This window comes from Dyella telluris, from assembly GCF_014297575.1.
Lineage (GTDB): Bacteria > Pseudomonadota > Gammaproteobacteria > Xanthomonadales > Rhodanobacteraceae > Dyella > Dyella telluris.
On sequence record NZ_CP060412.1, the window covers coordinates 4,262,889 to 4,284,247 of the forward strand.

A 21,359-nucleotide genomic window follows, 5' to 3' on the forward strand; every position below is an offset into this window, starting at 1 on the left:
TGACGGGTTCGGTAGGGAAGGTAAAGTCAGGTTAGACTTCCCACTGGCCTTCTTGAATGTCCATTTTCAGGAGAATTGAGGTAGCCACTGATGGACATCCAGCTCAACATAGTGGGCCGGCGTGATCTGGCCGGGCAGCTCTACCAGCAACTGCGTGCCGCCATCGTCGATGGGCGTATCGCCGCAGGCTCGCGCCTGCCGTCCACGCGCAACCTTGCCGACCAGCTCGGCGTGTCGCGCAAGACCACGCTGGAAGTGTTCGAGCGACTGACCGCCGAAGGGTTTCTGCAGGGCCGGCAGGGCGACGGTACCTTTGTCGCCGAAGGCATGGCCGCGATGCCGCCGCCGGCGCGTGCGCGGGGCACCGTGTCGCCCCGGCCGGCCAAGGTCTGGCAGCGTGTTCCCGACGCACTCTCGCTGCCCAAACCGGGCGAGCGCCTGCGCTACGACTATCTGGGTGGCGTTACCGACAAGTCGCTTTTCCACGTGGATGCCTGGCGCAAGTGCGTGGCCCATGCCTTGCGCATGCAGGCACGTGGCCGTGGCATATACCGCGACCCGGCGGGCGAACAGGAACTGCGGCTGGCCATAGCCCGCTACATCGGTTTCAGCCGTGGCGTGGTGTGCAACTGGACGGACGTGATCGTGACGCAGGGTGCGCAACAGGCGGTAGACCTGGCAGCACGGGTGATGGTTGACCGAGGCGACGTGGTGGCCGTGGAAGACCCGGGCTATCCGCCGGCACGCAGCAGCCTGCTGGCGCTGGGGGCGCGGGTGAAGCCGGTTCGCGTGGACCGCGAAGGCCTTTGCGTGGACGAGCTTCCCGACAACGCGCGGCTCGTCTACGTGACGCCGTCGCACCAGTTTCCCCTGGGCATGCCCATGAGCCTGGAGCGGCGCATGGCCCTGCTGGAATGGGCGGCGCGTCGCGGGGCGCTGGTGGTGGAGGACGACTACGACGGCGAATTCCGCTTCGAAGGCCGGCCGATGGAGTCGCTCAAGAGCCTGGACCGAAGCGGCGTGGTGGCCTACGTCGGCACGTTTTCCAAGACGCTGTTCCCGGAGTTGCGCACCGGCTACGTGGTGCCACCGGCGTCGCTGGCCACGGATTTCCTCAAGGCCCGGCAGATCAACGACTGGCACGGATGCACCCTGACCCAGACCGCGCTGGCCCGCTACATGCTGGACGGGGAATTCGGTCGTCACATCCGTCGCGTGCAGAAGCACTACGCACAACGCCGCGACGCACTGCTGCAGCACCTGGCCGGGCCGCTGCTCGACTGGCTGGAGCCCATCGCGCCGGCGGCCGGCATCCACATGGCGGCGCTGTTGCGCCCCGGCCTTACCGAGGACGCGCTGATCGCCACGGCGCGCAAGGCGTCGATCGCGCTGTACGGCATCCGCGGGTTCCACGCCGGACGCCGGGTGCGCCCGGGCCTGCTGTTCGGTTATGGCGACACGCCGGTGGACGACATCCACGCCTCGATGGAGCGCCTGGCGGCACTGCTTGGCGGCCGCGGATGAAGGTCGGCGTCGACCTTCGGACATCACCCGAAAGTATTAGGTGATCGGCTCGCTGATTTCACGCAAATTCGCCATTTGCTTGAGCATGATCAGGGCGCACGTCAGACATTTGCGAGTGCAGGCGACTGGCGCGTATCGAGCAATGCGAGGCTCATGGAAGAGCGAACAGGCGTCCAGGCGTTGCTTCCGCATGACGGTGGCGCGGCCCGGATGACATAGCGGACGACGTGGGGGGAAAAGGGAGCCAACGCATGCGCAAGGTTACGATCAGGTTTCAGGACGTCGCCACCGAATTGGCCCAGATCAACACGGCGCGTGACGACGTGATGGAGCGGGCTTTCAGCATGCTCGAGCAGCGCCACGGCACCCTTGCCGCGATGCTGGTGCAGAGCCTTGGCGATCGCCAGCGCGCGGTGCGATGGATGTGCCGTCACCAGAATGCCTTCGACGGACGCACGGCTTACGAACTGCTGGCCGATGGCGAGGAAGACACCGTCTGGGACGAGATTGCGCTGCTGAGCGATGCGCCCGTGTCGGCACGCATGAACGCGGTGCGGATGGCCTACTGAGAAAGTCCGGACCCGGTGGCACTTGGCGATGCCGCCCTGAGCGCCCACACGCTGTTGGCGTCGCCGGTACGCGCGCGTCTGGCGGCAGCGCGGGCGAACAGGGCGAACACGATGCCCAGAGCGATACCGGTGAGATCAACGCCGATCACCCGCCATGTCAGCGGCGACCCGTCGTGAAGCATCGCTGATGCATTGACGGCCAGATCCACGATGGCCATGGCCGACGTAAGCGCGGCTGTGGCCCACAGCAGTTCCACCGTGGCCCGCGCGACCGGGCGCAGGCAGGCATAGGCGCAGGCGCCCAGGAACAGCCCGTAGCAGGCCGCGCGTTGCGGCACGCCGGCATCCACACCCAGCCGTTCGGCGACCCACGTCGCCACGAAGGCGCCGCTGATGGCCAGGCAACTGCCGATGCATACACCCACCGTGGCACGCGCCATCACCCACGTCTTGCGCGGTTGGTCGAGGTGGCGGCGCTTGCGCCGCGACTCGATCCACAGCAGGTTGCCCGAATAGAACAGGAAGGCCCCGCCCAGGCCAAGGATGAAATACAGCCACTGCACGGTGCGCCCGCCGAAGCTGCCGAAGTGCAGGCCGAACAGCGAGGCATAGCTGATGCCGTTGAGGCTGTAGCGGTCGCCCACGTAGGTGCCGAGCACGCGGCCATCATGCGCCGACATGGCCACCGTGCCATACGAGCCGAGCGTGTGTTGCGAAAGCCCGCGCACCTCGGCCACGGCATTGCGGTCGCCGTAATGCACGAAATGCATGTAGTCAGGTTCGAAGGTGGTGACGCCGCTCTTCATCGCCTCGGCGCGTGCGCGCTCGATCAAGGCGTCGGTGGTCAGCATGGTGGCGGGCGTGCCGCTGGCGGTGACGGTCGGCGTGGTCGCGGTGGCGCGGGCAAAGGCGTCGAACAGCTTGCCGTCGAAGGCGATGGTGTTGAGCGATACCAGCGTGATGGTGAACAGGCAGAACAGCGCGCCGGTAACGGCAAAGATCACGTGGAACGGCAGGCTGATCACGCCGATGGCGTTATGCGCATCCTGCCAGAGACGCTTCAGGTTGCGGCCCACGCGCATGGCGAAGAAGTCCTTCGCCAACTGCGGCAGGTGGATGAGGATGCCCGAGAGCAGCGCCAGCCCGTACAGCACGCTGACGATGCCCATCAGGTAAAGCCCGATCACCGGCAGGCCCAGCGAGTCGTGCAGCGCGTAGACGAAATCGGCCAGTTCGTTCTCGGCGGCTTCCGTGCGCGGCGCTTCCATCTGGCTGGCCGTGGCGAAACGGGTACCGTCCTTGGCCTCCCAGTAGGCGTAGGCGGCATGCGAGCCGTCGCGCGGCAGGATGATGCCGAAGTCGTCGCGGACATCCGGATGCTGGGCCAGCAGGCGTTCCATCAGCGTATCCAGCGACACCTCCGCGTCGGCGGCGGCGCGCCACGGCGGGTTCTGCCACGCGGCGATGTCGTCATGGAACACCGTCAGCGCGCCGGCGTAGAAGGCAACGAACAGGGCGAAACCGGCGAGCAGCCCGGTCCATGTGTGCACCGTCTGGAAGGTGCGGAGGGTGGCGGCTTTCATCTGGACGTCCCTGTAATCAGCCGGGCAGGCGCAACAGCCACAGCGCGCCGAAGACGACGGCGTTGGCACCGCCCATCACCAGCCAGGCGCGCAGGCCATTGCGGAACATGTAGGCGCCGGCCATGAACGCTGTCCACAGCGGGAAGAACAGGATCAGCGCGGGAATGAGGAAGGCTTCACCGTGACCGGGCAGCAGGTGCAGCAGCAGGGCCAGCAGCAGGGCCGCCAGCGGAAAGCCGAGCAGGGTGCCCGCCAGGCAACGCGCGATCATGGGCCGTCTGCCTTGGTGGTGCTGGTGCGCCACCAGGCGACATACGGCAAGGTGACCCACATCAGCATCACGGCAGTGAGCGCCGCGGTGATGCCCGGGCCCATGCCGGCGGCGTGCCACCAGCCGGCCGTGCCTGCACCGACCAGCAACCATCCGGCGACTTTGGCGCCGGCACGCAGTGGCGAGGCGAGCAAGCGCTGCTGTTCGCTGGCGAGGTAGACCAGTGTTGCGCCCGCAAGGGTCAGCAACAGGGCACAAAGAGTGATCACGCGGGGCCTTGTAAGCGATGCCGGTTATATCTTGAAAGTGAGAATTATTCTCGTTTAAGCGGTGCGGTGTCAACCGCGCGACAGGAACGCGCAGGCGGCTGCACGAAAGGGTTCTGCGCCAAGGGCTGGCTCAGAACTGGTACTGGAAACGGCCCACGATGGCCGCCGGATGCTTGCCGCTGTCCGGGTCGCCCGGCTTGTTGAGGTCGAGCGCACGAACCACGTTGGCCGACAGCCGCACGGACTTGTCCAGATACCAGTTCACGCCGACGGTGAGGTTGGTTTCCTTGCCGCCCACGACATCGCGGTTGTTGAGGTCGGTCATGCTCAGTCGCACGCCCACTTCCAGCGCGCCGCCGCTGTGTCCGTTCCACGAAGCGCGCGGAACCACCGGGCCGAAGGTGGCGTTGCTCTCGCGGTACTGGCGGCTTTCGCCGGTGATCATCCAGCTTGCGTAGGCGTACCAGCCGCGGAAGCGCAGCTTGGGCAGGCCGTCGTCGCGTTGCAGGTGGGCCTCCATGTATTCGGCCTGCCAGGAAAACGGGCCGGCCACATGGGCAGCTTCCAGCCCGTAGCGCTGCACCTTGTTCGAGCTCTTGATGCTGCCGGTGTTGAGGAAGTAGTCGCTGGAGGACAAGGCCACTTCGGGGGCCGACTTGAAGCTCTGGTCGTTTTCCGGCCCTGCGCGGCGCGTGGAGTAGTCGAGCGCGAGGTGATAGGGGCCGCTGGCGGCCTTCAGCAGGTAAGCGACGCGACCGGTCACCGCCACGCCGCGCTGGGTGCGGCCCTCGTCCTTGGTGCCGGCGGTGAAGAAGCCATAGCTCCATATCCACGGCCCATGGAGGTCGCTGGAGGTGACGCCGATGCTTCGGCTGGGCGCCAGCGCATTGGTGGTGGCGCGTTCCAGGAAGGTGGTGTTGCGGAAGCTGCCGTACTGCTCCAGCCCAAACGGTTCCTGCTGGTTGCCCAGGGTGACCACGCCGAAGTACTGGGTGGGCTTGCGCACATAGACGTCCTTGAACTCCAGGTGCCCATCCACCAGCTGGGTATCGGCGTAGAACAGCCAGCCGAAGTGGAGGTTGCGTTCGAAACTGATGTCCGCGCGGCGTATGGAAAACTGCGCGTCGCCAAGGCCACGGTCGGTGTAGTTGGCCACATCGACCATCACGTAGCCGTGGATCTGGGTGTGGATCAGCGGCGTATCGATGCCGCCTTCGAAGGGACGCATGAGTGAAAGACGCCGCAGCTTGTCCAGCGCTTCGCTGTCGCTTGCACTGGCGGCGCCGTCGGCGGTCGTGGTCGCGGGCGTGGTGGCTGCCGCTGTGGCCGGGGTGCCTGCTGCTGCGGCAGGCGGTGCCGATGCATGGGATTTTGGCGGCTGATGGACGCAGCCGGCAGCGCTTGCGCAGGCCAGGCCGGCGGTCAACCAGGCGGAGGCATGGCCTGCCAGCCTCTTGCGCGCGATATCCGCCATGGTCCCTATGATCCTTCGCCAAGTCCGGCCGTCGTGTTACCCCACCGGGACTCCTTGCCCGGCGATTCGCCCGTGATCATGCAAGGATCGTAAAGCTTTGGTCTGTAGGTTCGAACCGCAAAATTACTGGTTTGCGCCGCCGCTCTGTTGTGCGCCTCCCCGCCGGGCGGGGAATGTCGCCTATCCCTACGGCAGCGCATGGCAAGGCACGCGGGGTAATATGCGGGTTTGCCATGCTCTCCCTAGGAGTCTCCGAGTGATCATCAACCCCAAGGTGCGCGGTTTCATCTGCGTGACGGCCCATCCGGTCGGCTGCGAGCGCAATGTGCTCGATCAGATCAACACCACCAAGGCGCAGGGTGACCTGGGCGAAGGTCCCAAGCGCGTGCTGGTGATCGGTGCCTCCACCGGCTATGGCCTGGCCTCGCGCATCACGGCGGCGTTCGGTTACGGCGCGGCGACCCTGGGCGTGTTCTTCGAGAAGCCCAGCAGCGAAACCAAGACCGGCACGGCGGGTTGGTACAACTCGGCGGCCTTCGACAAGTTCGCCAAGGAAGCGGGCCTGTTCAGTCGCTCGATCAATGGCGATGCGTTCGCCAACGAAACGCGCGAGCGCGCCATCGAGATCATCAAGAACGAGATGGGCGGCAAGATCGACCTGGTCGTCTATTCGCTGGCCTCGCCGGTGCGCAAGCTGCCGGACACGGGCGAAGTGGTGCGTTCCTCGCTCAAGACCATCGGTGAAACCTTCACCGCCAACTCGATCGACACCAACCGTGACACGGTGGTGCAGGCATCGGTGGAGCCGGCCACCGAGCAGGAGATCAAGGACACCGTCACCGTGATGGGTGGCGAGGACTGGAAGCTCTGGATCGACGCGCTGAGCAAGGCTGGCGTGCTGGCCGATCACGCCAAGACCGTGGCCTACAGCTACATCGGCACGGAAATCACCTGGCCGATGTACTGGCACGGCACCCTGGGCCAGGCCAAGCAGCATCTGGACAACACCGCCAGGCAGCTGGTGGCCGAGCACAAGGCCGAGCATCTGGACGCCTACGTGGGCGTGATGAAGTCGGTGGTGACGCAGGCCAGCGCGGCCATTCCCGTGCTGCCGCTGTATATCGCCATTTCTTTCCGCGTGATGAAGGAAAAGGGCATCCACGAAGGCACCATCGAGCAGATCAACCGCCTGTTCCGCGACCGCATGTACCGCAAGGATCACCAGGCGCCGGAAACCGACAGCGATGGTCGCCTGCGCCTGGATGACTGGGAGCTGCGCGAAGACGTGCAGCAGGAGTGCAAGGCGCTGTGGCCGACGGTCACCACCGAAACGCTCAACCAGCTCACCGACTACGCGGGCTACAAGAACGACTTCCTGCACCTGTTCGGCTTTGGCCGCACCGACGTGAACTACGAGGAAGACGTGAACCCGGATCGCCGCTTCGACGTCGTCGAGCTCTGACCGGAACGCACCGGATGCCGTCGTCATGGCGGCATCCGGTGACGGTTTCACCGACGAGGCCCCCTGGGGCGCCGCCCTGACCGAGCCGCCGCCATGAGCACCGCCATCGTCTGGTTTCGTCGCGACCTTAGGCTCGCCGACCATCCCGCGCTCGACGCCGCCTGCAGCGCGCACGAGCACATCCTGCCGCTGTATATCCACGCACCACAGGAAGACGGCCCGTGGGCGCCCGGTGGCGCGAGCCGCTGGTGGCTGCATCATTCGCTGTCGAGCCTGGATACCCAGCTGCGCGAGCGCGGCAGTGCACTGCATCTGGCGCAGGGCGACAGTCTTTCCACACTGCGTGACCTGATCGATCGCACCGGCGCATCGGCGGTGTACTGGCATCGCCAGTACGAACCCGCGGTGATCACCCGGGACAGCGCCATCAAGGCCGCGCTGCGCGAGCAGGGCATCGAGGCGCACAGCTTCAATGCCGCGCTGTGGTGCGAGCCCTGGCAGATCGAGACGAAGCAGCAGGCACCGTATGGCGTGTTCACGCCGTTCTGGCGAAACCTGCGCACCCGGCTGGATGCGGCGCGGCCCCTGGCGGCGCCTGCATCGTTGCGCAGCCCTGCCGTCGATGGCGGACTGCCGCTGGATGCCCTCCGATTGCTGCCGTCGATCCGCTGGGACACCGGCATGCAGGACGCCTGGCAGCCGGGCGAGCAGGGGGCGCAGGAACTGCTGGAAATCTTCATCGATGACGCGCTGGGCGATTACGCGCAGGCACGTGACCTTCCCGCGCGGCACGGTACCTCACGCCTGTCGCCGCACCTGCATTTCGGCGAGATATCGCCGCGCCAGATCCATCACGAGCTGGCGGAGCGCGCGAGTGCGGCAAGCGCGCGTCGACGTCCGGACATCGAGCCTTACCTGCGCGAGCTGGGCTGGCGTGAATTCGCCCATCACCTGCTTTATCACTTTCCGCACACGCCCACGGAAAACTACAACGAAAAATTCAACGGGTTTGCGTGGACCGATGACGCCGCCGCGCTGGAACGGTGGCAGCGTGGACAGACCGGCATCCCGCTGGTCGACGCGGGCATGCGTGAGCTGTGGCACACAGGCTGGATGCACAACCGCGTGCGCATGATCGTGGCCAGCTTCCTCACCAAGAACCTTCGCCTGCACTGGCGCCATGGCGCCCGTTGGTTCTGGGACACGCTGGTGGATGCCGACCTGGCCAACAACACGCTGGGCTGGCAGTGGGTGGCCGGCAGCGGTGCGGACGCCGCGCCCTATTTCCGCGTGTTCAATCCGGTGACGCAGGCGCAGAAATTCGATCCGCAGGGGCAGTACCTGCGCCGCTGGTTGCCGGAGCTTGCCTCCGCCCCACTGCCGTTGCTGTTCGAGCCGTGGAAGGATCCCGCACTGCTGCGCCGCAGTGGTTATCCCGCGCCGATGGTTGATGTCGGCGAGACGCGCCTGGCTGCACTGGATGCCTGGCAACGCATGCGCAACGGGTGATTCAGGCGGCCTTTCCGGCGCTGCCGGTGGTTCGCCGGAGCAGCCAGGCAAGCACTGGCGGTGTGACCATCGCTGTCAGCAGCGACATCGCCACGATGATGGCGTAGATGCGGTCGGTGAATACACCGGCGGCCAGGCCAAGGCTGGCGATGACCACGCCTACTTCGCCGCGCGGCACCATGCCGAAGCCCACCACCGTGGCACTGCGCGAACCCAGCGAGAGCGAGCCCAGGAAGCCGCCGATCAGCTTGGAGACAATGGCGATCAGTGTGACCACCAGCAGCATGATCCCGGCCTCGGCGTTCGCCAGCTGGTGCAGGTCGATCTTGCTGCCGGTGATGACGAAGAAGAACGGCGTGAGCAGCGCGAGCAACGGTTGCATCTGTTTCTCCAGCGTGTGCTGCTGGCGTGTTTCAGAGGCCATCATGCCTGCGAGGAAGGCGCCGATGATCGCCGCCAGCCCGAACAGCGTGGAGATATAGGCCAGGCCAAGGCATAGCGCCAGCACGATGGCCAGCGCCGAATGCGGGCTCAGTGGCTTGTCCAGCCAGCTGGAGTTCCAGCGCATCACGCGCGCACCGCCCACACCGATGACGGCGATGAAACCGATGGCGCCGGCCAGTACGGCAAGCAGATGCACCACGTCGATGCCTTCGCCTCCTTGTAGTGACACGACCACGCCGAGCAGCAGCATGGCCAGGATGTCGTCGATGACCGCAGCGCCCAGAATGACCTTGCTCTCGATGCGCTGCAGCGCGCCCAGCTCCTGCAGGACGCGCGCGGTAATGCCGGCAGAAGTTGCCACGAAGGCGGCGGCGATGAACAGTGAGCGGCTCCAGTCGAAGCCGCTGCCGTGAGCCCACAGGCCGCCCATGCCGAAGGGCACCAACACGCCCAGTACGCCCACCAGGAAGGCCACCTTGCCGACCTTCTTCAGGTCTTCCAGGCGGGTTTCCAGGCCCACGGAGAACAGCAGCAGCACCACGCCGATCTCCGACAGCACGTCCAGCGGCGTGCCCGTGGCGACCTGGTCGGGTGTGATCCACCCCAACAAGGACGGGCCGACCACGCAGCCCGCGGCGATCTCGCCCACGACGCCGGGCAGCTTCAGGCGCTGGGCGATTTCGCTGCCGATCTGCGCGGCAACGAACACGATGAAAAGCGTGAGCAGGATGTCGGCGGCGTGGTGCATGGGCAGGGACGGCCCCGTGATCAGGTCCGGTGCATGCTACAGGCTCTTAGCCGGAGGCGTGGCCGGCGCGCGCCACGGTTTCATTCTTCAGGCGACTGAATACCCAGCTGGCCGTGGCCGTCACGATGGCCAGCAGCAGCACCGTCCAGCGGAAGGCGGGAATGTAGTCATCGTGCGCATGGCCCTGCAGCAGCGCTTCCATCAGCAGCGAAGCCAGCGCAATGCCGAAGCTCATCGACAGGTATTGCGCTGTCGATGCCATGGACGAGGCCTGAGAGGCGAACTTCACGTCCAGATCGTTGTAGATCAAGGTGTTCATGGCGGTGTACTGCATGCCCATGAAACCGCCGTAGACAAACACCATCAGGGCGATGAGCCACATGGGCGAGCCCTTGCCGAGCAGCGCGAACATGGCCAGCAGCACCGCTACCATCAGCGTGTTGGTGAACAGCAGCCGGCGATAGCCGAAACGCTGCAGCAGCCGGTTGATGCCCCACTTGGCGGTGATCGAGCCCAGCGCCTGCGGCACCATCATCAGGCCGGCCATCAACGGCGACCAGCCGCAACCCACCTGCAGGAACAGCACCAGCAGCAGGAACATGCCCGATACGCCCAGGCGGGTGAACAGGTTGCCGGCCAGCGATACCCACACGCTGCGCACGCGCAGCAGGCTCAGGTCCGCCACGGGGTGATCCGTGCGGCGGCTATGCCACACGTAGATGACGCCGAACACCACGGCGAGCACGCCGTAGATCGCAATGCGCACCCACTGGCCGCCACCGCCGCTGGCCACTTCCGAGGCTGTCAGCAGCATGGCCGAGGCGGCCGCGAACAGCAGGAAACCCAGCAGGTCGAACGGGTGGATGTCGTCGAGCCGGTAATCAGGCATGGATTGGCGATTCATCCACATGCCGACCAGCCCCACCGGCACGTTGATCAGGAAGATCAGTCGCCAGGTGGTGTATTGCGCCAGCGCGCCGCCAAGCAACGGGCCCAGCACCGAGCCGAGCAGGCCGACGGTGGCCACCGTGCTCATCGCCCTGACGAATTCCCGTTTGTCGATGCTGCGCACCAGCACATATCGCCCGACGGGCATCAGCGCCGCGCCGCCCAGGCCCTGCAGCACGCGGGCAGCCACCAGCTGCGGCAAGGTCTGCGCGATGCCGCACAACAACGAGCCGATGGTGAAAGTGGCGATGGCGGCAGCGAAGATGCGTCGCGTGCCAAAGCGATCGCACAACCACGGGCTGGCGGGAATGAAGATCGCCAGTGTCAGCACATAGCTGGTGAGCGCGGTGCGCATGCCCAGCGGCGTGACGTTCAGTGCCTCGGCCATCGCAGGCACCGCCGTATTGACGATGGTGGAGTCCAGCGCCTGCATGAAGAAGGCGGCGGCCACCAGCCAGATCAGTCCGCGATAGCGCTCACGCGAGGATTCCGTCGGCGGCTGCGGCGCCGGTGCTTCCTCGCCGGGAGGCGGTACGGGAAGGCTGGTCTGGGTAGCGGCGAGATTCTCGGGCATGTCTCACTATGATAGCTGTTATGGCAGCTTGCTTTTGCCTATTGAAGCGTCCACAGTCGGTCGCGTTTCATCTTTGACGGCCGCTTGTGCGGATCGTGTCAACGACACGGCGACCACCCCGCAGGGATGAATGGAAAAACAGCGAAGGAATGAGCGCGCCGGGGCGGCACCGTCCCGGCGCGTCGTCTTTTGCGACAGCACACGGTCGATGCATGACCCGTTCGGACGACAGGAGTCCCCATGAGCAACAAGCCACCCATTGTTATTTCCTCGCTTGACCTGGATCGCATCGAAGCCTTGCTGGAGCGCATGCCGCCGGTGCAGGCGGCGCAGTACCAGGCATTGCGTGGTGAGCTGGATCGGGCGGACGTGGTGGACCCGGCGCAGATTCCCACGGACGTGGTCACCATGAATTCCGTGGTCACTTTCAAGGACGACGATTCGAGCGATGAGCTCACCGTGACGCTGACCTATCCCTCCGGCGCGGGCTTGCCGGGCACGGTGTCGATTTTTGCGCCGGTCGGCAGTGCCTTGCTGGGCCTGAAGGTGGGGCAGCACATCGAATGGCCCACCCCCGATGGCCGCCGTCGCCAGCTGCGTGTGCTGGAAATCGAGTATCAGCCCGAAGCGTCCGGCGACCTGCATCGTTGACGTCATCGTCACGCCATGCCCATGGCGGGCTGGCGTGGCTGCCCCGATGCCGTGTCAGTCAAAGTGGTGCCGGAAACCCACCTGGAAACCACCCGGCAGCAACGACACGATCCACGGCGAGTCCCGGTGCGAGGCCCACAGGCCGACGCCGACGCCGATGGCGGCGCCAAACACCACGTCGCTCTGCCAGTGGCCATGGGTTTTCACGCGCGCCACGGCGTCATACGCAGGCAATAACGCCAGCAGGTAGACCGAGGGATGGTCGCTGCCGTAGCTGGCGATGATCGGCGTGACGGCCGCCGAGATGGTGGCCACTTCGCCGCTCGGAAAGCTCTGCGCATGGATGCCCTGGAACCACTTGTTGGGATTACTGGTCTGCGACGGCCGCTCGCGCTGGAAGGTCCACTTGAGCACCTGCGTGCCGGCCGCGGTGACGGCCATGGAATCCACGGAGCGCCACAGGGTATCGCCGAAGCGGTCGTCGTCGCCCAGCCAGATGGCGCCACCGGCGATCGACAACACGGTGCCATAGAGCAGAATCTGCTGGTTGCTGCGTTTCCAGATGCCGCTGTCGTCATAGGGCACAAGGTGGTCCATGCCCAGAATGCCGCTGCCCGCCCAGGCGGGGCTGAGGGCGAAGACGAGTGCCAGAGCCGCCAACTGTCGAGGACGCATAAGTCCACCCTCCAGAGTGCGAAACGGCTTGAGTTGTCGGCGGGAACACTACGCCGGACGGCTTTCTTTCTGCTTAGGAGGGGGCGAAAACACGGACTGAGCCGTTAAACTCGGCGGATACGAGGAACCCCCCGCATGAGCCAGAGCCCCGCCAACGATTGGCAAGCCCAAGCCAGCGCGCTGCGCGACAAGATCGAGCGCGCCAACTACCGCTACCACGTGCTCGACGATCCGGAGATCACGGATGCCGAATACGACCGCGCCATGCGGGAACTGGAAGCGCTGGAAGACGCCCACCAGGAACTGGTCACGACCGACTCGCCCACGCGGCGCGTCGGCACCCGTGCGCAGGGCGGCTTTGCCGAAGTGCGGCACGCCATGCCCATGTTGTCGCTGAACAATGCTTTCGAGCAGGAAGGCGACGACGATCGCGAGCGCTTCCGCGAAGTGGCCGAGTTCGAGCGCCGCATCGAGCAGACCCTGGATCGTCGCCAGCCGGTGTTTTCCGTCGAGCCGAAACTGGATGGCCTGGCGATCAGCCTTCGCTATGAAGACGGCGTGTTCGTGCAGGGCGCCACGCGTGGTGATGGCGAAACCGGCGAAGATGTCACCGCCAACCTGCGCACCGTGCGCGCCATTCCATTGCGCCTGCGCGGCGAGGGTTGGCCGCGCGTGCTGGAAGTGCGCGGCGAAGTGATCATGCTGCACAAGGATTTCGAAGCATTCAACGAACACGCCCGGGCCCATGGCGAGAAGACGCTGGCCAATCCCCGCAACGGCGCGGCCGGTTCGCTGCGCCAGCTCGATCCGGCCATGACCGCCAGGCGCAAGCTGAGCTTCTTCGCCTATGCGGTGGGTGACGTGCAGGGCGGTGACTTGCCGGCCACGCATTCGAAGACCCTGGCGAAACTGCGCGACTGGGGTTTCCCCGTGTCGCCGGAGGTGGATACCGCCAAGGGGCTCGACGGTCTTATTGCGTATTACCGGCGCATCGGCGCCAGGCGCGACGGGCTTCCGTACGATATCGACGGCGTGGTCTACAAGCTGGACGACTACGAAGGCCAACGGGTGATGGGCTTCGTGTCGCGTGCGCCGCGCTGGGCCATCGCACACAAGTTCCCCGCGCAGGAACAAACCACCACCGTCGAGGCCATCGAGATCCAGATCGGACGTACCGGTGCTGCCACGCCGGTGGCGCGGCTGAAGCCGGTGCAGGTGGCCGGCGTCACGGTGACCAACGCCACCCTGCACAACGCCGATCAGGTCGCGCGACTGGACGTGCGCGTGGGCGATACCGTGATCGTGCGCCGCGCGGGCGACGTTATCCCAGAAGTGGTGCGCGTGATGCCGGATCTGCGCCCGGCGCATACGCATGCCTGGCATATGCCCACGCATTGCCCCGTGTGTGGCTCGGCTTTGCTGCGTGAAGAAGGCGAGGCCGCCTGGCGCTGTTCGGGCGGGCTGATCTGCCCGGCCCAGCGCAAGGAGGCCCTGATCCATTTCGCCGCGCGTCGCGCCATGGATATTGAAGGCATCGGCGAGCGCTTCGTGGATGCGCTGGTGGACTTCGGTTACGTGCACACGCCGGCGGACCTGTACAAGCTCACGCTGGACGATTTCCTGGAAATGAAGCGCCGCGCGGACGAGCGCGACGGCAGCACGCCGGAAACCGTCAAGCAGGGAAAGGTAGCCACCAAATGGGCCGAAAACCTGCTTGAAGCCATCGAGGCGAGCAGGCAGACCACGTTGCCGCGCTTCCTGTTCGGGCTGGGCATCATGCATATCGGCGAAAGCACCGCCAAGACGCTCGCCGCCTGGCTGGGCAGCCTGGCCATGATCCGCCGCATGCCTGCTTCAGTGCTGCGTGTGCTGCCGGATATCGGTGACGAAGTGGCGCGCTCCATCGCCGGCTTCTTCGCGCAGAAGGGCAACCAGGAAGTGGTCGATGCGCTGCTGGCGTCCGGCATCGTGTTCGCCGACGAAACCCATCCGTCGTCCAAGTTGCACCAGCGACTGGACCTCGCGGTGCTGCTGGACATGGCCGGCGTCAGCAAGCTGGGTCCCAAGAGCACCAAACTGCTGGCCGAGCGCTTCCCGTCACTGGATAAGCTGATCGAGGCGGGTTCGGCGCACTGGATCACGGCGGGCCTGCCGTCGGCGGCGGCGACCAATCTGGCGGCGTTCCTGCACGACAAGGCCAGCCTTCGGCAGCTGCGTGAGGCTGATGCAGCCATGTGGGAGCTGCTCGGCGCCATTCCGAAAACCACAAAGTCCGTAGCCGCGCCGCTCGAAGGCCAGACCGTGGTGCTGACCGGCACGCTGGCCTCGTTGAGCCGCGACGAAGCGAAGGATCGACTGGAAGCGCTGGGTGCCAAGGTGTCCGGTTCGGTGTCCAAGAAGACCAGTTTCGTGGTCGCCGGTGAGGCCGCGGGCTCCAAGCTCGACAAGGCGCAGGAGCTGGGCGTGGCAGTGTGGGATGAAGACGGCCTGCTGAAGCTGCTCGCCCAGCACGAAGGAGGCGCATGAACCTGCACCTGGCCGGTCGCCTGCACCTGCGTGCTCGACTTTACGCATTGATCCGTGCGTTCTTTGCGGAGCGCGAAGTGCTGGAGGTGGAGACGCCGATCCTGTCGGCGGCAGGCAACACCGACCCGAACATCGAGAGCTTCAGCACCAGCTTCAGCGGTCACGTGGACGCCGGCGCGCGCGTGCGCTGGATGCGCACGTCGCCGGAGTATCCGCTGAAGCGCCTGCTGGCCGAAGGCATCGGCGACTGCTATGAGCTCGGCCGCGTGTTCCGCAATGGCGAAGCGGGCGGTCGGCACAATCCCGAATTCACCATGCTGGAGTGGTACCGCATCGGTTGGGATCATCGCCGGCTGATGGAAGAAACCATCGCATTGGTGGAAGCAGCACTGGCCATGATGGGGCAGCGGGCCGAAGTGTGGATCGAAGGATATCGCCAACTCTTCATCGACGAACTGGGCATCGACCCGGCCCACGCCCCGATTGCACAGCTGCAGGTGCCGCTGGAAGAGTTCAACATCAACCCGGACGGCCTCACACGCGACGACTGGCTCGACCTGCTGATCACGCATCGGCTGCAGCCATCGTTCCCGACCAACCGCATTACCGTGATCCACGACTACCCGGCGTCGCAGTGCGCACTGGCCAAGGTGCGTCCCGGCGATCCGCCGCTGGCCGAGCGCTTCGAGTTGTACCTGGGCCGTTATGAGCTGGCGAACGGTTACCACGAGCTCAACGATGCCGCCGAGCAGCGTCGTCGTTTCGAGCGCGACAACGAGGTGCGCCGTTCGCGCGGGCAGCCAGCTGTTCCCATGGATGAGCGCCTGCTGGAAACGTTGGACACCATGCCCGATTGCGCCGGCGTGGCGCTGGGCATTGAACGGTTGCTGATGTGCCTGGTGGGAACGGATGCCATTGCCGACGTGCTCACGTACCCCTTTGCCGAGGCCTGAGTCGATGGCGTCAAACCTGTTGCCGGCGATCCATCATGTGGCGCTGATCTGTTCGGACTATGCGCGCTCCAAGGCGTTCTACAGCGAGACGCTGGGTTTGCGCATCATCCACGAGGCGTACCGGGCTGAGCGCGATTCGTGGAAGCTCGATCTGGAAGTGTCGCCGGGCGTCAGCCTTGAGCTTTTTTCGTTTCCTGCGGCGCCGAAGCGTCCGTCGCGACCCGAGGCACAAGGCTTGCGCCATCTGGCGTTCGCCGTGCCGGACGTCGATGCAGTGATCACCACGTTGAACGAGCGTGGCGTGACCTGCGAGCCCGTGCGCGTGGATGAGTTCACGGGGCGGCGCTTTACCTTCTTCGCCGACCCAGACGACCTGCCCATCGAGCTGTACGAGGCATAGGGTCTCGCGTTGCAACCAAAAGAAAGCCCGGCAGCTCTGGCGAGCCGCCGGGCCTGGCAGTGGGACGCCGGTTGCGCTCAGCTTTCGCGCGAATCCAGCAGGTGCTTGTAGATCAGGCCTCCCACCGCGCCTCCGATCAGCGGAATGAGCCAGAACATCCACAGCTGGCTGATGGCCCAGCTGCCCTGGAAGAAGGCCACGGCCGTGCTGCGTGCCGGGTTCACCGAGGTGTTGGTGATCGGGATGCTGATCAAGTGGATAAGGGTAAGCGTGAGGCCGATGGCCAGCGGAGCGAAGCCGGTCGGTGCCAGCTTGTGGGTGGTGCCGTTGATGACAATCAGGAAGAAGGCGGTAAGGATGAACTCGGCAACCATGCACGCGGCCAGCGAATAACCGCCGGGCGAATGCTCGCCGTAGCCGTTGGAGGCAAAGCCCGCGCTGGCGTCAAACCCCAGCTTGCCGCTGGCGATGACGTAGAGCGCCGTGCCGGCCACCAGGCCGCCGATGACCTGGGCGACCCAGTAGGGCACGACGTCCTTGGCGGGAAAACGGCCGCCGGCGCACAGACCGAGCGTGACCGCCGGGTTGAAGTGCGCACCGGAGATATGACCCACGGCGTACGCCATGGTGACCACGGTGAGGCCGAAGGCGAGGGCGACGCCCGCAAAACCGATGCCCAGTTCCGGGAATGCCGCCGCGAAGATGGCGCTGCCGCAGCCGCCGAACACCAACCAGAACGTACCGAAGAACTCTGCTCCCAAACGCTTGCCCATACTCATGGGGACTCTCCTTGCCGTGTTTTCAGGGATGGGCCTGGGCTGCGTTCCTGCGTGTCTTCCACAACATTGCCGATCTGGAGCTGATTGTTGGTGCGGGGCCCAGGCGATTTTCAGGCTAGCAAAACTGTCCTGCTGGGTAGTTCTTGCCGGGGCGGCATGCTACCGCCCAGGTGTGACGCATTGAATCGGAACCCTCTGGTTATATGCTGCCCCGTCGCCCGACTTTGCAACCGTAGGATTACTGATGACGCAAGCCATCCCGACCACATCCGAGCTGGCCTCTCCGGAGCGCCGCCTGGGCGCGCGTGATATCCAGACCCTGCTGCTCGCCTCCCTGGGCGGTGCGCTGGAGTTCTACGATTTCGTGGTTTTCGTGTTCTTCGCGCTGCCTCTGAGCCACCTGTTCTTTCCTCCGGACATGGCACCGTGGCTGGCGCGCTTGCAGGTCTATGGCATCTTTGCCGCCGGTTATCTCGCCCGCCCGCTGGGCGGCATCGTGATGGCCCACTTCGGTGACCGCCAGGGCCGAAAGCGCATGTTCACGCTCAGCGTGTTCCTGATGGCGCTGCCCACGCTGGCCATCGGCCTGCTGCCGGTCTACGCCAGCGTCGGCGTGCTGGCGCCACTGCTGTTGCTGGTCATGCGCGTGGTGCAGGGCGTGGCCATCGGCGGTGAGGTGCCCGGCGCCTGGGTGTTCGTGGCCGAGCATGCGCCCCGCGGGCGCACCGGCATGGCCTGCGCCTGCCTGACCTCGGGCCTCACCGTGGGCATCCTGATCGGTTCGCTGACGGCGGCATGGATCAACCACCACCTTGCGCCGGCCGATGTGCTGGCCTGGGGCTGGCGCGTGCCGTTCCTGCTGGGTGGCGTGTTCGGCTTCATCGCCGTGTGGCTGCGCCGCTGGCTGAGTGAAACGCCGGTGTTTGCCCAGTTGCGCGAGCGCAAGGAGCTCAGTCGCGAGTTGCCGTTGCGCCAGGTGCTGGCCAGTCATGGTGACAGTGTGGCGCTGTCGATGGCGGTGACGTGGATGCTGACCGCGGCCATCCTTGTGCTGATCCTGTTGCTGCCGAACCTGGCACAGAAGTCGTTCGGCATCGCCCCTGACCTGGCCTTCCTCGGCAACAGCCTTGCGGCTTTCAGCCTGGGCGTGGGCTGCATTGCCTTCGGCTGGCTGGTCGATCGCATCGGTGCGGCCTGGGCATTGCTGCTGGGCTCTGTGGCTCTGGTGACGGTGACCTACGTGCTGTTCGGTGACCTGGCTGCCGGCGGCGCGCACTTCCTGCCGCTGTATGCGCTTACCGGTTTTCTGGTGGGCACGGTGTCGGTGGTGCCGACCATCATGGTGGCGGCCTTCCCGGCGCCCATCCGTTACTCCGGTATTTCCTTCGCGTACAACGTCGCCTATGCGGTATTCGGTGCCAGCACGGCCACGCTGATCGGCTATCTCGCCGAGCGGGCCGGGCGCATGGCGCCAGCCCACTACGTGACGATCACGGCCGTCGTCAGCGTGTTGGCTGCACTCTGGCTGCTGGCAAAGCGGAAGGGTTCGGGCGAACTGGCGGACTGAGGTTCGCTGGTTCCTGCCCTGGCATCGTCATTCCGGCGAAGGCCTGAATCCGGTCGCGAAAACGCCTGCAGGCGAGGGCACGTCTGGGCGCCGACGCTACGGGATCCCGGCTCGCGCCGGGATCACCGATCTGAGGCCGGAGGCGTGCTGTCGGCGTATCCGAATCAGGTGTTGTTGATGGTCGAACCGGTCAACAACCCGCGTGCCAGCATGCTGCACTGGCGGCGATAGAGCAGCATCTGCCACTGGCGTCCGCCCAGCTGGCGCCACAGCACGGCGGAGCGCACGGCAGCGAGCAGGTTGGTGCGCACCTTTTCCACCACGGCCGGCTGCTGCAGCTGTTGGGGGCTGCCGGTCACCATCACGCGTGGCTTGAGCGTGGACAGCGTGGTGGCGTATAGCTCGGCAAGCCGCTTGACCACTTGTGGCGAATCCGCGCCGAAATGCTCCACCTGACGCTGCGCGGCCACGATGCCCTGCTGCAGGCGATCAAGCAGATCGCTGCGGCGCGACAGGCTGCGCTCAAGCTTCATCACGGTGAACGCCATGCGCGTCACCGCGACATCGCGGTTGTTCTCGTCCAGCAGGGTGATCAGCTGGCGCAGGCCCAGCCGCACGGCCGATACGTCCCCGTAGACACCCACCACTGAGGGCGCGTCGAGCCGGAACACGCTGGCCATGCTGGCGGCCATGGCGATGTCGTCGCAGCGGCCGTCATTGGCCAGTTGCTGGGCGAGCGTGGCGGCCTGGAACAGGCCAGCCAGGGCCAGCACGCGCTCTTCGTTCATGGCAAAGGCTTCAAACACCGGACAGGGACTCTATGGAGGCGGGGAGGGCAACGGCATCATTCCAGCCGCCGAAGGGAGCATCGGTGCGGTCGATCACGGCGCCGCCGAGACAGGCATCGCCATCGTAGAAAACCACCGACTGGCCCGGTGTGACGGCGCGCTGGGGTTCGTCAAACACCACCTCGAGGCCGTCGTCCAGCACAAATACTTCGCAGGCCTGGTCGGCCTGGCGATAACGGGTTTTGGCCGTACAGCGAAAACGCCTTGCCGGTGGCTCGCCGGCCACCCAGCTCGGCGGCTCGGCGTGCAGGCGACGCGAGTACAGCCAATGGTTCTCGCCACCCTGGGCCACGTAGAGCACATTGCCGGGAACGTCCTTGCCCACCACGTACCAGGCATCGCCACCGGCGCCTTGCCGGCCGCCGATGCCCAGGCCGTTGCGCTGGCCCAGGGTGTAATACATCACGCCCTGGTGTTCGCCCACGGTTTCGCCTTCCGGCGTGCGCATCGGGCCGGGCTGGGCCGGGATGTACTGGGCCAGGAAGCTGCGGAAATCGCGCTCGCCGATGAAGCAGATGCCGGTGGAGTCTTTCTTGGCGTGGGTGGGCAGGGCCGCGTCCAGCGCCATCTGGCGCACCAGCGACTTCTCGATCTCGCCCACCGGGAACAGCGTGGCGGCCAGCTGCTGCTGACCCAGCGCATGCAGGAAATAGGTCTGGTCCTTGGCCGCATCCACGGCCCGCAGCAGGCGGTACTTGCCCTCGTGGAAGTCCACGCGGGCGTAGTGGCCGGTGGCGATCTTGCCGGCGCCCAGCGCCTTCGCCTCGTCCAGGAAGGTCTTGAACTTGATCTCGCGATTGCACAGCACGTCCGGGTTCGGCGTGCGGCCCGCGCGGTATTCGGCAAGGAAATGCTCGAACACGCCGTCCCAGTACTCGGCGGCGAAATTGCGGGCGTGGAAGGGAATGCCCAGCCTGCCGCACACCGCCACGGCGTCCTTGCGATCCACGTCGGCGGTACAGGGGCCGTCGCGGTCGTCTTCTTCCCAGTTCTGCATGAAGAGGCCTTCCACCGCATGGCCCGACTGCTGCAGCAGCAGGGCCGCCACCGAAGAGTCCACGCCACCGGAGATACCCAGCATCACTTTCACGGGTAACGGTCCTCGGCCAGCAGGCTGTGCAACAGGTGCAGCGGATGGCGCTGGCCGGACAGCCAGGCGTCGATGCTCAGGAGCACCAGCGGGCTGCGCAATTGGTCACCTAGCGCCACGATTTCGTCACGGGTGAGCCAAATGGCGCGACGGATGCCGTCATCCAGTCGGCGCTCCGGATCGTGGCTCACCGGCCGGGCGGCGAAACTGAAGCGGACCACACCGTCGCCATGCTCGGTGCTGCGCCACTGGTGAATGCCCAGCAGGTGCTCGAGATCCACCGTCCAGCCGGTTTCCTCCAGCGTTTCGCGCAGCGCGGCGGTCGTCAGGCTCTCCCCGTCATCCAGATGGCCGGCCGGCTGGTTATACGCCAGGCGGCCATTGACCTCCTCTTCGACCATGAGGAAGCGGTCACCGTCGGCAACCACGCAGGCCACTGTGACGTGCGGGCACCAGACTTGCAGGGGAATCAGCGTGGGATCGGCCATGGGGGGT

The 21,359-nt window shown here is 65.7% G+C and carries 21 protein-coding genes; 10 read left to right on the top strand and 11 right to left on the bottom strand.

Features of this window, described 5'->3' with window-relative positions; all coding sequences use genetic code 11:
* The first annotated feature begins 90 nt into the window (after positions 1-90).
* Entirely contained in the window at positions 91-1,524 is a 1,434-nt protein-coding gene (pdxR, locus tag H8F01_RS18825; RefSeq protein ID WP_187056555.1) for a MocR-like pyridoxine biosynthesis transcription factor PdxR, read from the top strand.
* Between the two features lie 251 nt (positions 1,525-1,775).
* On the top strand, positions 1,776-2,093 hold the full coding sequence (locus H8F01_RS18830) for an antitoxin Xre/MbcA/ParS toxin-binding domain-containing protein (protein ID WP_238481052.1): 318 nt from the start codon (positions 1,776-1,778) through the stop codon (positions 2,091-2,093).
* On the opposite strand, the gene H8F01_RS18835 is transcribed toward H8F01_RS18830, so the two are convergent.
* From H8F01_RS18835 to H8F01_RS18850, 4 genes are all read right to left on the bottom strand, one after another.
* The gene (locus H8F01_RS18835; RefSeq protein WP_187056556.1) at positions 2,087-3,676 is read right to left on the bottom strand and encodes a PepSY-associated TM helix domain-containing protein; all 1,590 of its coding nucleotides are present in this window, start codon (positions 3,674-3,676) and stop codon (positions 2,087-2,089) included. The two genes, H8F01_RS18830 and H8F01_RS18835, sit on opposite strands and share 7 nt — an antisense overlap.
* A 16-nt stretch (positions 3,677-3,692) precedes the next feature.
* Entirely contained in the window at positions 3,693-3,947 is a 255-nt protein-coding gene (locus H8F01_RS18840) for a hypothetical protein (RefSeq protein ID WP_187056557.1), read from the bottom strand.
* Entirely contained in the window at positions 3,944-4,216 is a 273-nt protein-coding gene (locus H8F01_RS18845; RefSeq protein WP_187056558.1) for a hypothetical protein, read from the bottom strand. The genes H8F01_RS18840 and H8F01_RS18845 overlap by 4 nt, the downstream gene beginning before the upstream one ends.
* A 130-nt stretch (positions 4,217-4,346) precedes the next feature.
* Positions 4,347-5,444 carry an OprO/OprP family phosphate-selective porin gene (locus tag H8F01_RS18850; protein ID WP_187056559.1) on the bottom strand — a complete coding sequence of 366 codons (1,098 nt, stop codon included), beginning with the start codon at positions 5,442-5,444 and terminating at the stop codon, positions 4,347-4,349.
* Here H8F01_RS18850 and H8F01_RS18855 point away from each other — a divergent pair.
* The 3 genes from H8F01_RS18855 to H8F01_RS18865 all read left to right on the top strand — a co-directional run bounded on the left by H8F01_RS18855 (position 5,443) and on the right by H8F01_RS18865 (position 8,661).
* Complete coding sequence (locus tag H8F01_RS18855; protein WP_187056560.1) at positions 5,443-5,598, top strand: hypothetical protein; 156 nt, start codon at positions 5,443-5,445, stop codon at positions 5,596-5,598. The two genes, H8F01_RS18850 and H8F01_RS18855, sit on opposite strands and share 2 nt — an antisense overlap.
* Before the next feature lie 348 nt (positions 5,599-5,946).
* A complete protein-coding gene (gene fabV, locus H8F01_RS18860; RefSeq protein WP_187056561.1) occupies positions 5,947-7,152 on the top strand; it encodes an enoyl-ACP reductase FabV in 1,206 nt (401 codons plus the stop codon).
* A gap of 93 nt (positions 7,153-7,245) precedes the next feature.
* Positions 7,246-8,661 (top strand): cryptochrome/photolyase family protein, encoded by a 1,416-nt coding sequence (locus H8F01_RS18865; RefSeq protein WP_187056562.1) that lies wholly within the window; start codon positions 7,246-7,248, stop codon positions 8,659-8,661.
* A gap of 1 nt (position 8,662) precedes the next feature.
* On the opposite strand, the gene H8F01_RS18870 is transcribed toward H8F01_RS18865, so the two are convergent.
* Both H8F01_RS18870 and H8F01_RS18875 read right to left on the bottom strand, forming a co-directional pair.
* Positions 8,663-9,853, bottom strand: a complete 1,191-nt coding sequence (locus tag H8F01_RS18870) for a cation:proton antiporter (RefSeq protein ID WP_187056563.1) — start codon at positions 9,851-9,853, stop codon at positions 8,663-8,665.
* A gap of 46 nt (positions 9,854-9,899) precedes the next feature.
* A complete protein-coding gene (locus tag H8F01_RS18875; protein ID WP_187056564.1) occupies positions 9,900-11,375 on the bottom strand; it encodes an MFS transporter in 1,476 nt (491 codons plus the stop codon).
* A 240-nt stretch (positions 11,376-11,615) separates the two neighbouring features.
* On the opposite strand from H8F01_RS18875, the gene rnk reads away from it, so the two are divergent.
* Positions 11,616-12,026: a nucleoside diphosphate kinase regulator gene (gene rnk / locus H8F01_RS18880; protein WP_187056565.1), complete on the top strand. Its 411-nt coding sequence runs from the start codon at positions 11,616-11,618 to the stop codon at positions 12,024-12,026.
* A 54-nt stretch (positions 12,027-12,080) separates the two neighbouring features.
* On the opposite strand, the gene H8F01_RS18885 is transcribed toward rnk, so the two are convergent.
* Positions 12,081-12,701 carry a phosphatase PAP2 family protein gene (locus H8F01_RS18885; RefSeq protein WP_187056566.1) on the bottom strand — a complete coding sequence of 207 codons (621 nt, stop codon included), beginning with the start codon at positions 12,699-12,701 and terminating at the stop codon, positions 12,081-12,083.
* A gap of 135 nt (positions 12,702-12,836) precedes the next feature.
* Between H8F01_RS18885 and ligA the strand changes: the two genes are divergently transcribed.
* Genes ligA through gloA2 form a run of 3 tightly spaced genes read left to right on the top strand, consistent with a single transcriptional unit; the run spans position 12,837 to position 16,580 of the window.
* The gene (gene ligA / locus H8F01_RS18890; RefSeq protein ID WP_187056567.1) at positions 12,837-15,227 is read left to right on the top strand and encodes an NAD-dependent DNA ligase LigA; all 2,391 of its coding nucleotides are present in this window, start codon (positions 12,837-12,839) and stop codon (positions 15,225-15,227) included.
* Positions 15,224-16,180 carry an EF-P lysine aminoacylase EpmA gene (gene epmA, locus H8F01_RS18895; protein ID WP_187056568.1) on the top strand — a complete coding sequence of 319 codons (957 nt, stop codon included), beginning with the start codon at positions 15,224-15,226 and terminating at the stop codon, positions 16,178-16,180. Before ligA ends, epmA begins: the two co-directional genes overlap by 4 nt.
* A gap of 4 nt (positions 16,181-16,184) precedes the next feature.
* Entirely contained in the window at positions 16,185-16,580 is a 396-nt protein-coding gene (gloA2, locus tag H8F01_RS18900) for an SMU1112c/YaeR family gloxylase I-like metalloprotein (RefSeq protein ID WP_187056569.1), read from the top strand.
* A 77-nt stretch (positions 16,581-16,657) separates the two neighbouring features.
* On the opposite strand, the gene aqpZ is transcribed toward gloA2, so the two are convergent.
* Positions 16,658-17,359 carry an aquaporin Z gene (gene aqpZ, locus H8F01_RS18905; RefSeq protein ID WP_274380567.1) on the bottom strand — a complete coding sequence of 234 codons (702 nt, stop codon included), beginning with the start codon at positions 17,357-17,359 and terminating at the stop codon, positions 16,658-16,660.
* A 244-nt stretch (positions 17,360-17,603) separates the two neighbouring features.
* On the opposite strand from aqpZ, the gene H8F01_RS18910 reads away from it, so the two are divergent.
* Positions 17,604-18,926, top strand: a complete 1,323-nt coding sequence (locus tag H8F01_RS18910; RefSeq protein WP_187056570.1) for an MFS transporter — start codon at positions 17,604-17,606, stop codon at positions 18,924-18,926.
* Between the two features lie 164 nt (positions 18,927-19,090).
* On the opposite strand, the gene hflD is transcribed toward H8F01_RS18910, so the two are convergent.
* Genes hflD through H8F01_RS18925 form a run of 3 tightly spaced genes read right to left on the bottom strand, consistent with a single transcriptional unit; the run spans position 19,091 to position 21,352 of the window.
* Positions 19,091-19,714 (bottom strand): high frequency lysogenization protein HflD, encoded by a 624-nt coding sequence (gene hflD / locus H8F01_RS18915; protein WP_187056571.1) that lies wholly within the window; start codon positions 19,712-19,714, stop codon positions 19,091-19,093.
* 10 nt (positions 19,715-19,724) lie between these two features.
* Positions 19,725-20,864 (bottom strand): tRNA 2-thiouridine(34) synthase MnmA, encoded by a 1,140-nt coding sequence (gene mnmA / locus H8F01_RS18920; protein ID WP_274380568.1) that lies wholly within the window; start codon positions 20,862-20,864, stop codon positions 19,725-19,727.
* Positions 20,861-21,352, bottom strand: coding sequence for an NUDIX hydrolase (locus tag H8F01_RS18925; RefSeq protein ID WP_187056572.1), 492 nt, complete (start codon positions 21,350-21,352; stop codon positions 20,861-20,863). Before H8F01_RS18925 ends, mnmA begins: the two co-directional genes overlap by 4 nt.
* Positions 21,353-21,359 lie beyond the last annotated feature (7 nt).